This is a genomic window from Amycolatopsis sp. SB7-3 (genome assembly GCF_041021335.1).
GTDB classification, from domain to species: Bacteria; Actinomycetota; Actinomycetes; order Mycobacteriales; family Pseudonocardiaceae; genus Amycolatopsis; species Amycolatopsis japonica.
Genome location: NZ_JBFPJQ010000001.1, coordinates 330035 through 342147 on the forward strand (window position 1 = coordinate 330035; position 12113 = coordinate 342147).

General features: G+C 69.5%; 9 protein-coding genes. 2 read left to right on the forward strand and 7 right to left on the reverse strand.

All coding sequences use genetic code 11. From position 1 onward, the window contains the following. Window positions 1-154 precede the first annotated feature (154 nt). From AB8M46_RS01540 to rsmD, 6 genes are all read right to left on the reverse strand, one after another. Window positions 155-880 (reverse strand): DivIVA domain-containing protein, encoded by a 726-nt coding sequence (locus AB8M46_RS01540; protein ID WP_125736770.1) that lies wholly within the window; start codon window positions 878-880, stop codon window positions 155-157. 119 nt (window positions 881-999) lie between these two features. Continuing rightward, on the reverse strand, window positions 1000-1758 hold the full coding sequence (locus tag AB8M46_RS01545; protein WP_394359337.1) for a hypothetical protein: 759 nt from the start codon (window positions 1756-1758) through the stop codon (window positions 1000-1002). Further along, window positions 1758-2273, reverse strand: coding sequence for a SigE family RNA polymerase sigma factor (locus AB8M46_RS01550; protein WP_394359338.1), 516 nt, complete (start codon window positions 2271-2273; stop codon window positions 1758-1760). Before AB8M46_RS01550 ends, AB8M46_RS01545 begins: the two co-directional genes overlap by 1 nt. A 67-nt stretch (window positions 2274-2340) precedes the next feature. After that, window positions 2341-3033: a ribonuclease domain-containing protein gene (locus AB8M46_RS01555; protein WP_125736772.1), complete on the reverse strand. Its 693-nt coding sequence runs from the start codon at window positions 3031-3033 to the stop codon at window positions 2341-2343. A gap of 99 nt (window positions 3034-3132) precedes the next feature. Beyond that, window positions 3133-3615 (reverse strand): pantetheine-phosphate adenylyltransferase, encoded by a 483-nt coding sequence (gene coaD, locus AB8M46_RS01560; protein WP_016336395.1) that lies wholly within the window; start codon window positions 3613-3615, stop codon window positions 3133-3135. Between the two features lie 52 nt (window positions 3616-3667). Next, entirely contained in the window at window positions 3668-4222 is a 555-nt protein-coding gene (gene rsmD / locus AB8M46_RS01565) for a 16S rRNA (guanine(966)-N(2))-methyltransferase RsmD (RefSeq protein ID WP_037342121.1), read from the reverse strand. A 122-nt stretch (window positions 4223-4344) separates the two neighbouring features. Here rsmD and AB8M46_RS01570 point away from each other — a divergent pair, with 122 nt between their 5' ends. Further along, window positions 4345-6459, forward strand: coding sequence for a HelD family protein (locus AB8M46_RS01570; protein WP_394359339.1), 2115 nt, complete (start codon window positions 4345-4347; stop codon window positions 6457-6459). A 432-nt stretch (window positions 6460-6891) separates the two neighbouring features. Here the strand turns inward: AB8M46_RS01570 and AB8M46_RS01575 are convergent, their stop codons facing one another. Continuing rightward, window positions 6892-10686 carry a helix-turn-helix domain-containing protein gene (locus tag AB8M46_RS01575; RefSeq protein ID WP_394360830.1) on the reverse strand — a complete coding sequence of 1265 codons (3795 nt, stop codon included), beginning with the start codon at window positions 10684-10686 and terminating at the stop codon, window positions 6892-6894. Window positions 10687-10871: 185 nt separating this feature from the next. Between AB8M46_RS01575 and AB8M46_RS01580 the strand changes: the two genes are divergently transcribed. Further along, window positions 10872-11867 (forward strand): LLM class flavin-dependent oxidoreductase, encoded by a 996-nt coding sequence (locus AB8M46_RS01580; RefSeq protein WP_172843578.1) that lies wholly within the window; start codon window positions 10872-10874, stop codon window positions 11865-11867. The last annotated feature ends 246 nt before the right edge of the window (window positions 11868-12113 follow it).

Here is a 12113-nt window from a genome sequence, read left to right on the forward strand (position 1 = left end):
CCAGCAGTCACAACGGCCGCGCGTGAAGGCCCCCTTCCCTCGGCTCAGCCGAGGAAACTCGACCTTCACACCTTCCCAAGTACGTGAAGGCCCCCTTCACCGCGTCTAGCGCAGTGAAGGGGGCCTTCACGTACTTCAGAAGGTGCCCAGGCGATCAGCTCTGGTAGTCGTACAGCGAGGTCCGGCTGTTGCCCGGCAGGTTGACCGGCGACCGCAGGTGGTTGCGCCCGGAGTCGACCGTCCGCAGCGTGGTCGCCAGCAGTTCGGAGAACTCGGCCAGCTTCCCGTCGACGTAGGCGTCGCAGTCGCCGCGCTGCTTGTCGGCCTCGACGTGCGCCTCGTCGACGATGCGCGCCGCCTCGCCGTGCGCGGCCTGGACGACCTCGGTCTGGGCGACGAGCCGGGCCTGTTCGGCGCGGCCGTCCTCGATGGCGCGCTCGTAGGCGTCGCGACCGGCCTGGATCATCCGCTCCGACTCGGCACGCGAGCGGTCGGTGAGGTTCTGGAACTCGGCCTGCCCGGCGGCGACCATACGCTCGGCCTCGGCGTGCGCGTCGCTCATCATCTGCTCGGCGCGGGCGCGGGCATCGGCGAGGATGCGCTCTGCCTCGGCCTGCGCGTCGGCGACCGTGCGGTCGGCCTCGGCGTTCGCCGTGGTGATCGTCTCCGCCGCCTCGGTGCGGGCGGTCTGGATCAGCTGATCACGCTTGTCCAGCACGTCCTGCGCGTCGTCGACCTCGCCCGGCAGGGCGTCACGGATGTCGTCGAGCAGCTCCAGGGTGTCGCCACGCGGGACGACGCAACTGGAGGTCATCGGCACGCCGCGGGCTTCCTCCACGATGGTGACGAGCTCGTCGAGCGCCTCGAAAACCCGGTACACGGCCACTCCCTACCTACAGCGATCCCCACATTCCCTGAGTTCAGTTTGCCCTCATCACCGCCGTAAGGGGTGAAAGCGCGCGGTACCGGGCGTGTCCCCGCCGGTACCGCGCGCCATGATCACCTCGGAGCGAACGCCGGATCCAGGACCAACGCGAGCAGTTGCTGGTCGGTCAAGGACGGGGCACCGCGGTCGCCGTCGTCCAGCGTGCCGAGATCGGCGATGTTGACCGAGCCACCGCCACCGGGCGGGAAGGCGATCGCGCCGCGGGTGACGACCCTCCCGGTCGTGAAACCTTGACCGAGGATGACCTCGCCGTCCGATTCCGCCGACTTCGGCGCGGTTTCGGAGATCACCACGAAGTTCCCGTCCGGCTGGGGAAGTTCCAGGCACCGCGTCGGCTTGCGATCCGACCCGATCGCGTCGGCCCTCTTCGCCGGGTCACACCGGTTTTCGCGTGGGTATCCGTCCTTCGTGCTCACCGGACCGGCGATCGTGAGGTTGACACCCCGCTGCCGCCCTTCGGCATCGGTGTACCTGACTTCCGAGGTCTTCAGGTCCCCGAACCCCACGAAGTCCCGCACTTGGATGTCCTTCGCGCCGGTGAGCACCTTCGGCATCACATCCTTCAGGTGCTGGAGCGGGTCCTTCGGCGCGGCCTGCGACGACGCCGCCGGTGCCAGCGGCGCGGGGCCGCCCCCGGGCGCCACGAACACCACCGCCGCCGCGATCACCGCCAGCGTCGCGAACCCCGTGGCGACGACCCCTCGCCGGTTTCGCGCCTTCTTTGCCGCCTTCCCGGCGACTTCGTCCGGGTCGAAGCCGAGCGGTGGCTCGGCCAGTGTGATCCCGCGCAGCCTGTTTTCGAGTTCGTCCATCACGCGCTCCTCCCGGAGACAGCCTCGTCGTGCTGTCTCTGCAGGGCCGCGCGGAGGACGTCGAGTCCCCGCGCGGCCTGGCTCCTGACCGTCCCTTCCGAACAGCGCAGCGCGACGGCGACCTCCGCGACCGGGAGATCGGCGCAGTAGCGCAGCACGACGGCGGCGCGCTGTTTCGGGGGAACTTCGGCGAGGGCGCGAAGCAGCGAATCCGAGATGCCGGCCGTTGCCGGAGCAGCGGGCTCGTCGGGGACGACGCCGTCGCGGTTCTCCTTGCTCCGCCAAAGTCGTCGCCGCTCGTCGAGCCAGCAGCGCATCAGGATCTGCCTCGTGTAGTTGTCGACGGGCCCTTTCCGGCGGACCTTCGGCCAGACCCGGTAAAGGCGTATGAGCGCGGTTTGGACCAGATCCTCCGCGAGATGCCAGTCGCCGCAGAGCAGATACGCCGTCCGTCTGAGCGGTAGCGCCTTGTCCCTGGCGAACTCCCTGAAGCTCGCATCGTCCCCAGACCGCATCGTGCCTCCTCGTCCGTGTTCCGGTGTATCTCACGGACGGGGAGGCACGAAACGTTGCACGGACGGGTCAGCCGGCGAGGTTCACCAGCTTGAAGGTGACGTAGCGGTCCGGCGTGTAGACGATCTCGCCGCCCTTGCCGGAGATCACGCGGTCGCTCGTGCCCACCGGGAACAGCTGGTAGTAGCCGGCGGCGCACGACGGCAGCACACCTTCGCGGTTCTCGTAGACGGTGCCGGTCGCGCCGCCGCGGGCCTTGTCCACCACGGACTTGGCCGCGGACGACAGCGTCGAGTAGCCGATCTTCGTCAGCTTCGAGGTGTCACCGCAGGACGGCGCCGGGGTGCCGTCGACGTCGATCACGGAGAAGGTCTTGTAGTGGTCGGCGGTGTAGAAGAACTCCCCGCCGTTGCCGGTGACGATGCGCCGCGCGCCGCGGTCCGGCGAACCGGGCGTCGGGACCGTGTACTCGTGGTAGTAGGCCGACGCGCACTTCGGGAGGATGTTCTCCCGGTTCGAGAAGACCGTGCCGTCCTTGTCCGGGTACGGGAACGGCCCGCCCTTCTTGATGAGGTCGTAGGTCGTCGACGCCTCGGCGGGCAGCGACGACAACGACACGTGCTTGAACCCGGTGAGATCCCCGCACGGGTTCTGCTGGACGGAGACGGGAGCGGCCGTGGCCTGCGCGGCACTGAGCCCGCCGAAGAAGCTGACAAGCAGAACGAGCAGCGCGGCGGCGATCCGCGATCGTTTGTTGGTCATTTTCGGACCGTAACCCGATCGTGTATTCACCAGAAGGCGTCGAGATGAACTCTTCATCGCCGCCCGCGACTGCCCGACCAACGGCTTCGGCCGTTCGGGTCAACCTCGTTCGGAGTACTTCTCCGAGAGACGTTTGAACACTATCGGCGGCACCAGGTGCTCGATGTCGCCACCGAGCGCGGTGACCTCCTTGACCAGCGAGCTCGACACGAATCCGTACGCCGGGTTGTTCGCCATCAGCAGGGTTTCGAGCCCGGTCAGCTCGCGGTTCATCTGGGCCATCTGGAGCTCGTAGTCGAAGTCGCTGACCGACCGAAGGCCCTTCGCGACCGCGATGATGTCGTTCTCGCGGCAGTAGTCGACCAGGAGTCCTTGCCAGGAATCGACGCGCACGTTCGGCAGCTTCGCGGTGATCTCGCGCAGCATGTCCATCCGCTCCTCGGTGGTGAACAGGCCCTTCTTGCTCTTGTTCACCCCCACCGCGACGACGACCTCGTCGAACAGCTTCGCCGCCCGCTCGATGATGTCGAGATGTCCATTGGTGGCCGGGTCGTAGGACCCGGGACAGACCGCACGCCGCATGGCGCGGACGCTACCAAGGAGAGTGGCCCCTTGCGCGCTCATCAGGGCTGCGTCACACCTGATATTCGGCCCAGTAGAGCGCCGTGTCGCCGTAGCGCTTCGTCCGCATCGGCTCGAAGCCCGCCGGCCAGTCCGGCTCGCCGTCGCGCGCCGCCCGCTCGATGACCACCAGCGCCCCGTCCTTGATCCACCGGTTCGCCGCGAGCGCGGCCATGACCTCCCCCAGGCGGGTGGAATCCACAGCGTAGGGCGGGTCGGCGAGGACGATGTCGAAGGTGTCCGCCGCCGGAGCGGCCACGACGGACTCGACGGCGCCCGCCCGGACCGCGCCGCCGAGCCCCAGCGCGGCGACGTTCCCCTTGAGCACTTCGACCGCGCGCCGGTCCGACTCGACGAACAGCGCGCCCGACGCGCCGCGGGACAACGCCTCCAGCCCGAGCGCGCCCGAACCGGCGTAAAGGTCGAGGACCTGGGCCCCCTGCAGCTCGCCGGCGACCTCCAGCGCGTTGAACAGCGCCTCGCGCACCCGTTCCGAGGTCGGCCTCGTGCCCTTCGGCGGGACCTTCAGCCGCCTGCCGCCCGCGGTCCCCGCCACGATCCTGGTCATGGGAGCATCGTGCCTCAACGCCTTCCGCCGTGACGTTGGCCGGGACTTGGTGAAGCCTCCGTCCAGCTCGCGTAGAGTCGTCCTTCGCCCTCGGAGGCGATAGAAGCGTTTAGGAGCGTTGCGTGTCCGAACCTCGGGTCAGACGGGCCGAGATCGCCATCGAGCAAGCCCATGTGGACACCGTCTACACCCGGCTCGCCGAGCTGCGAGCCCAGGCTGAGGCCATGCGTACCAAGGGCTACGAGATCGGCCATGGCGCCGGGCGGGAGGCCATTTTCGAGCAGGCGTCCATGCTGTTCGAGCGGGACATGATGGTGTACCACGCCAATCAGACCCTCCAGACCCTCGACGCGGAGTACGAGGGCCTGGTCTTCGGCAGGCTCGACCACCTCGACAACGACCACATCTACGTCGGCCGTCTCGGCATCCGCGACGCCGAGTTCGACAACCTCGTCACCGACTGGCGCGCGCCCGCGGCCGCGGCGTTCTACCAGGCGACGGCCGAGGAGCCGATGGACGTCGTCCGGCGCCGGGTGATCCGGTGCTCCGGCCAGACCGTGCTCGACGTCGACGACGACGTCCTGATCGCCGACGCGGTCCCCGAGAACATGCGGATCGTCGGCGAAGGCGCGCTGATGGCCGCGCTCGGCCGGTCGCGCGGCGAGAAGATGCGGGACATCGTCGCCACCATCCAGAAGGAACAGGACGAGGTCATCCGCGCGCCCTGGCGCGGTGTCACCGAGATCACCGGCGGTCCCGGCACCGGCAAGACCGCGGTCGCCCTGCACCGCGCGGCGTACCTGCTCTACCGCCACCGCCGTCAGCTCGGCGGCGCGGGTGTGCTGGTGATCGGCCCGTCCGGCGTGTTCACCAGCTACATCTCGCGGGTGCTGCCGTCGATGGGTGAGACGAACGTCGAACTGCGCGCGCTCGGCGAGGTCCTCGACGGCCTCGAAGCGACCCGGCAGGACCCGGCTCCACTGGCGGCGATCAAGGGTTCGCTGCGGATGCGGAAGATCCTGCTGCGCGCGCTGCGGGACACGCCGGAAGACGCGCCCGAGGACATGAAGATCGTGTACCGCGGCGAGGTGCTGCGGCTTAACGCGCGCGAGCTCGACAAGGTGCGCCGCAAGGTGCACACCGCGGGCGGGCCGCCGAACCGGTCGCGGATCCGCGCCGCCGAACTCCTGCTCGACGCACTCGCCGCGAAGGCCGAGCAGCACGCGAAGGACGACGGCCGTCAGATCGACAAGGCCGAGCTGATCACCGAGCTCGGCGAGCGCATCGAGTTCCACCGGTTCCTCGTGGTCTGGTGGCCGATCCTGTACCCGGCGCAGATCCTGCGCTGGCTCGGCACCGAGAAGCGGCTCGCCTCCGCGGCGAAGGGCCTGCTCAACCGCAACGAGATCAGCATGCTCGCGGCCGACTTCGCCGACCGCTCGCGCGGCTGGACCATCGCGGACGTCGCGCTCCTCGACGAGCTCCGCGTCCTCATCGGCACGCCGCCGAAGAGCCGCCGGGCCCGCCAGAACATCGAGGTCAACCCGGAGCGCGGTGGCGCCCCCACCCGGCCCGAGCACTACGACGAGTACTCGCACGTGGTCGTCGACGAGTCGCAGGACCTCTCGCCGATGCAGTGGCGGATGGTCGGACGGCGCGGGAAGTACGCGAGCTGGACCGTGGTCGGCGACCCGGTGCAGAGTTCGTGGCCGGATCCGGCCGAGGCCGCGATGGCGCGGGACCAGGCGTTCGGGCTCAAGACGACCCGGCGCCGGTTCACCCTGCGCACCAACTACCGGAACTCGGCGGAGATCTTCGATCTGGCCGCGAAGGTCGTCGCGGGGCACGCGGAGGCCGACGAGCTTCCGCGCGCGGTGCGGCAGACCGGCATCACCCCGGAGGTCCGGCCCGTCGAGGCGTCCGGACTGGAGGCGGCGACGCAGGCCGCGGTGAAGGAACTGATGGGGGCCGTCGAAGGCACCGTCGGCGTGATCACCGCCATGGACCGGGTGCCCGAGGTCGAGGGCTGGCTCGAAGGGCTTTCGGACGAGCGGCTGAAGGTCGTCGGCAGCCTCGACTCCAAGGGGCTCGAGTACGACGCCGTCGTGCTGGTGGAGCCGAACGACCTCATCACCGAGTCGACCACCGGCCGCCGGGTGCTGTACGTCGCGCTGACCCGCGCGACCCAGCAGCTGACCGTCCTGGCGTCCAACCCCGACTGGATCCCGGCCGCCTGATCACGCGTGTCGTCCATCTGATCACGTGAGTTCGCCTCCCAATCACGTGAGTTACGCCCCCGATCACGCGAGTGCGGAGTTCGGTCACGTGAGTTCGGCGTGTTTCGACGGACGACGCGCGTGTTTGGACGGACGACACACGTGATCAGATGGACGACACGCGTGATTGAGCGCGCAACTCGCGTGATTGAGCGCGCGACTCGCGGTGCTTGCGCGTGCAACTACCGCATCCAGAGGACGAAACGCGGGCGAAAAAAGCTGAAGGGCTCCTTCAGGACACTGGTGAATGCCCTGAAGGAGCCCTTCAGACCCCCGGTGAGTGAACGATGTGGGGACGCATCGCACGTCCAGGGGTATTTCTAGCGCCTCTTCGTTGTTCGGTGTCACGGCGATTTCACCGAACAACAACGCCGAACAACGAATCGGCCGTGGTCACGGGCACGGAGGCTGGTAATCGAGCCCCGGCAGGTGTTGTTCCCACTCGCCCGCCGTGATCCGCGGGTACACCGTCGCGCAGATGCGTTCGGCCGCCCGCTCGGGGCTGGTCTCCCACAACCGCACGCTGCCGTCCGCGACCGCGCCCGCCAGCGTGTGCCCATCGGGGGCGAACGCCACGGCGTTGACCCGGTCGACGTCGTCGGTCAGGTTCGCCGATTCACGGACGGATCCCGGATCGGAGACGTCCCATAGTCGCACGGACCGGTCGTAGCTGCCGGTCGAGAAGGTCTTCCTGTCGCCGCTGAACGCGACCGAGATGACGTTGTCGGTGTGCCCCGCCAGCAGCGCGGCCTCCCGGGGTGCCGCCGGATCCGTCACGTCCCAGAGCCGGGCCGTGCGGTCGGCGCTTCCGGTGGCGGCGAGTTTCCCGTCCGGGCTGTAGGCCACCGAGAACACCGTGTCGGAGTGTCCTTTCAGTACCGAAAGCTGCTTCGGCGCCTTCGGCATCGAGACGTCCCACAGCCGAGCGGTGTGATCCCAGCCCCCGCTGAGCAGGGTGCGGCCGTCCGGGCTGAACGCGAGCGAGTGGACGTCGTCCTCGTGCCCGGTGAGGGTCGCGAGTTCGACGGGCCGCCGGATGTCGGCCACGTCCCACAGCTTCATCGTGTGCCCGGAACCCGCGGTCGCGAGCGTCCGGCCGTCCGGACTGAACGCGACGGGGTCGATCTCGTCCGCCGGGCGGTAGAAGACGCCCGCGTCGACCGGCTTGCGCGGATCGGTGACGTCGATCAGCCGCATCGTGTGGTCCCAGGAGCCGGCGGCGAGCGCCCGGCCGTCCGGACTGAACGCGAGACCGCAGACACCCTGGCCGAAGCCGGTGATCTTGCTCAGCTCACGCGGGTTCCGCGTGTCGGACACGTCGACCAGGCGCACCACGCCGTCCTGGCTGCCGGTGGCCAGCAGCTCCCCGCCGGCGCTGAACACCGCCCGGCAGGCCGACCTCGCCGGGCCACTGATCGCCGGCCCCGGCAGATCCCACATCCGCACCGTCTGGTCGTCGCTCGCGGTCACCAGTGTGCGGCCGTCCGGGGAGAACACCGCCCAGACCACGGCCGCGGTATGCCCGACGAGCGCCGGTTTCTCGCGCGGCTTCGCCGGATCGGTGATGTCCCACAGCCGCGCGGCGCGGTCGAAACCCGTCGTGGCCAGCGTCGTCCCGTCGGGGCTGAACGCCACGGACCGCACGATGGACTTGTGCGCGGTCATCGTCCCCAGCGGTGACGGCGCCATGGGATCGGCGATGTTCCACAGGCGCGCGGTCTGGTCGATGCTCGCGGTGGCGAGCGTCCGCCCGTCCGGGCTGAACGCCGCGGAGTGGACGCCGGCGGTGTGCCCGTTCACCACCCCGAGCGGCTTGGCCTGGAGCGGATCGGCGACGTCCCACAGCCGCGCGGTCTTGTCGGCGCCGGTCGAGACGAGCGTCCGCCCGTCGGGGGCATAGGCGAGCCCGTTGACGTTGCCGGTGTGCCCGGTGAGCGTGGCCGTCAGCACCGGTTTCGCGAGGTCGCGGACGTCGAACAGGCGCACCGTGCCTTCGCCGTCCGCGGTGGCGAGCACCGCCGCCTTCGGGCTGAACGCCACCGCGTTGACCCGGCCCGGATGCTCCCCGACCAGCACGCCCGGCCCGGGTTTCGCCGGATCGGCGACATTCCACACCCGCGCGGTCTTGTCCCAGCCCGCCGTCGCGACCGCGCCGCCGTCGGCGCTGAAGGACACCGAGTTGACGTTGCCGGTGTGGCCGGTCAGCGTGGCCAGCTCGCTCGGGCGGTGGGGATCCTTGATGTCCCACAGCTTGGCCGTCTGGTCCCAGCTGCCGGTCACCATCACCTGGCCGTCGCCGCGCAGGGCGGTCGCGTTGACGCGGTGGCCGTGTCCGCGGACGCGGGTCGAGTACGGCGACTCGAACATCCCGAGCACGCTGCCGCGGGTGTCGACGCTCGGATCGACGCGGTACGCCGCCAGCGCGAGCTGCGCGGCCAGCGCCGGATTCGTCGTCCGCATTTCGATGGCCTGCCCGGCGACCTTCTGTGCGAGCGCGCTGTTGCGCTGGGCGGTCGCGGTCTGCTCGGCGCGGACGGCATAGACCATCGCGGCCGTCGCCAGCACCAGCAGGACGGCCAGGAGCGCGACCAGCTGGCGCAGGCGCCGGGTGCGGCGCCGCGCGACGACCTGCTCGTGGTTCTCGATCGCCGCGCTCGCCTCCAGGAACCGGCGTTCACGCTGGGAAAGCGCGCTCTCGTGCTCCCCCGCCCAATCCCTGGCGATGGACAGCCGCGCGCCGCGGTAGAGCCAGCCTTCGTCGCGGCCGACCGATTCCCACGCCTCGGTCGCCTCGGTGAGCTGGCGGTGCACACGCAGGCCCTCACGATCCTCGGCGAGCCATTCGCGCAGGCGCGGCCAGCCCCGGATCAGCGCCTCGTGCGCGATCTCGATGCCGTTGTCGTCGAGGGTGACCAGCCGCGAAGACGCCAGCCTGTCCAGCACGACGGCGACGTCCGGGTCGTCGGCGTCCACCTCGTCGCGGGTGATGCGGCGTTTGGTGTCTTCGGTGCCTTCGCCGAGCGCGGTCATCCGCAGGAAGATCTGGTTCGCCAGCCGCTGCTGATGTTCGCTCAGCGCGGTGAAGGTGTGCTCGGAGGTCTGGGCGACCGACCGTTCGATCCCGCCGGTGGACTCGTAGCCGGTGAGGGTGAGGGTGTTGCCGTGACGGCGGCGCCAGGTCTCCAGCAGGGCGTGCGAAAGCAGCGGCAGCACGCCGGGCTGCCCCGTCGCGTCGGCGACGAGCCGCGAGACCAGCGCGTTCTCGACGCGGTACCCGGCGTCGATCGCCGGCCGCGAAATGGCCTGACGCAGCTCCTCGGTGCTCATCGGGCCGACGAGGACCTGCGCGTCCTGCATGGCTTCGACCAGCTCGGGATGCCGCGCGCAGTGCGTGTAGAAGTCGGTGCGGATGCCGAGGACGACCCTCGTCCGGCTCTCCGGCTCGGTCGTCGCGGTGACCAGCGCCGACAGGAAGGCGGCCCGCTCGTCGGCGTCCTGGCAGAGCGTGAAGACCTCTTCGAACTGGTCGACGACCAGCACGACGTCGCCCTCGCGGTCGGCGACCAGCTGACGGGCGGCCAGGCCGAGGTTGCGCGGATGCTCGGTGAGTTCGGCGAGCAGCCCGCCCGGCGCGAGCCCGAGCGCGGCGCCGAACTGGACGGCGCACTCCTGCAGCGGCCGCGACCCCGGGGTCATCAGCATGGTCACGGAGACCTCGGCGAGCGCGGGGAGCAGGCCCGCCCGGAGCAACGACGACTTACCGGAACCGGAGGCTCCCAGAACCGCCAAGAATCGTTGATCCGAAAGCCTCGCGACGAGTTTTCCGACAAGTCGTTCGCGACCGAAGAATCGGCTCGCGTCGTCCGGTCCGAATGCGGTCAGGCCGATATAAGGTGCCGATTCCCCATTCAGCGGGGCAACCGGTGAATCATGGACTCCGCCGCGCGTTCGCTCGGTCACGTCGTGCCATCGGGCCTCCCACTCCTCCTCGGGGCCGTCGCACGCCCGGACATAGGCCAACGTCACCGCCAAGCTGGGCATCTTCTTCCCGCCGGCGGCTTCGGAGAGGGTTCCCGCGGAGTAGTGGGCACGCCTGCCCAGCTCGCGGTACGTCGGGTTTCCGGCCTTCTCCCGCAAACGCCGGAGATCGGCGGCGAACTCCAGCAACGGATCGTCCCCGGGGTCCAAAGGTCGCTCCGGACGCGGCACCCTAAATCCTTTCTTTTCAGTGGTTTTCCCACCCTCGCATTCGGGGGCAACCGTACCGTGGAAACGGGGGAACTCCGCCGAGTACCGGGTACATCGAGGTGGTTAATTTCGATCGATCGACAGGCGCGGGAAGGGATCGGGGTCCCACCGCGTTGTACCGGGGCGTGACCTCTTTGCCTGACATCCCGCTGTCCGTGCTCGACCTCTCGCCCGTCGTGGCCGGAGGCGGTGTGGCCGATTCGCTGCGCAACACCCTCGACCTCGCCCGCCGGACCGAGGCCCTCGGCTATCACCGGTACTGGCTCGCCGAGCACCACAACATGCCCGGTATCGCAAGTTCGGCGACCGCCGTGATGATCGGCCAGGTCGCGGCCGCCACCGAACGTATCCGGGTCGGCTCCGGCGGGGTCATGCTGCCGAACCACGCGCCGCTGGTGGTGGCCGAGCAGTTCGGCACCCTGGAGGCGTTCCACCCCGGCCGGATCGACCTCGGCATCGGGCGCGCCCCGGGCACCGACCAGCGGACCGCGCTCGCGCTGCGCGGCCCCGGCGGGCTCAGCGCGGAGAACTTCCCGCAGCAGTTCGCGGAACTGCTGGCCTACTTCGAGCACTCCGACCAGCGCGCCGTCAACGCCGTGACCGCCGAGGGCAACAAGCCGCCGGTCTGGCTGCTCGGTTCGAGCGGATTCAGCGCGCGGATGGCGGGCGAACTGGGCCTGCCGTTCTCGTTCGCGCACCACTTCAGCGCCGAGAACACGCTGCCCGCCGTGGCGCTCTACCGCGACGCGTTCAAACCGTCGGACGTCCTCGACGAGCCGTACGTGATGCTCGGCGTCTCCGTGGTCGCCGCCGAAACCGACGAGCGCGCCCAGTACCTCGCCGCTCCCAGCGGCCTGACGTTCCTGAGCCTGCGCAAGGGCCGTCCCATCCCGCTGCCGACGCCGGAGGAGGCCGCGGCGTACCCGTACACCGACATCGAGCGCGTGTTCATCGAGGACCGGGCTTCGAGCAGTGTCATCGGTTCGCCCGAGACGGTCCACAAGGGACTGGAGACCTTGCTGGCGGACACGGGGGCCGACGAGCTGATGATCACGACGATGGTGCACGACCAGGCGGACCGGGTGCGGTCGTACGAGCTGGTCGCCGAACTGGCGCGCTGACGCCGGGCGGTCTCGCCTGCCCGCTGCCGCCGCTGTCATGAAAGGGCCGTTCAGGACGAAAGATGTCCTGAACGGCCCTTTCATGACATGTGACCGACCGGCTTCAGAGCCTGTAGAGGTCAGCCGTTCCGTGAAGGCCTCCTTGAGGGACCCTGGGTCCCTCAAGGAGGCCTTCACGGACAAGCGCACTCACCCACCCCGCGCCCCGAACGGACCAACGCCCCACCGAACACGAAAGAACCGACA

Bases quoted from the DNA above. Each gene is read 5' to 3' on its own strand.
- coaD (WP_016336395.1), bottom strand. From the start codon at position 3,615: ATGCGGCGTGCGGTCTGTCCCGGGTCCTACGACCCGGCCACCAATGGA.
- AB8M46_RS01545 (WP_394359337.1), bottom strand. From the start codon at position 1,758: ATGGACGAACTCGAAAACAGGCTGCGCGGGATCACACTGGCCGAGCCA.
- AB8M46_RS01550 (WP_394359338.1), bottom strand. From the start codon at position 2,273: ATGCGGTCTGGGGACGATGCGAGCTTCAGGGAGTTCGCCAGGGACAAG.
- AB8M46_RS01555 (WP_125736772.1), bottom strand. From the start codon at position 3,033: ATGACCAACAAACGATCGCGGATCGCCGCCGCGCTGCTCGTTCTGCTT.
- rsmD (WP_037342121.1), bottom strand. From the start codon at position 4,222: ATGACCAGGATCGTGGCGGGGACCGCGGGCGGCAGGCGGCTGAAGGTC.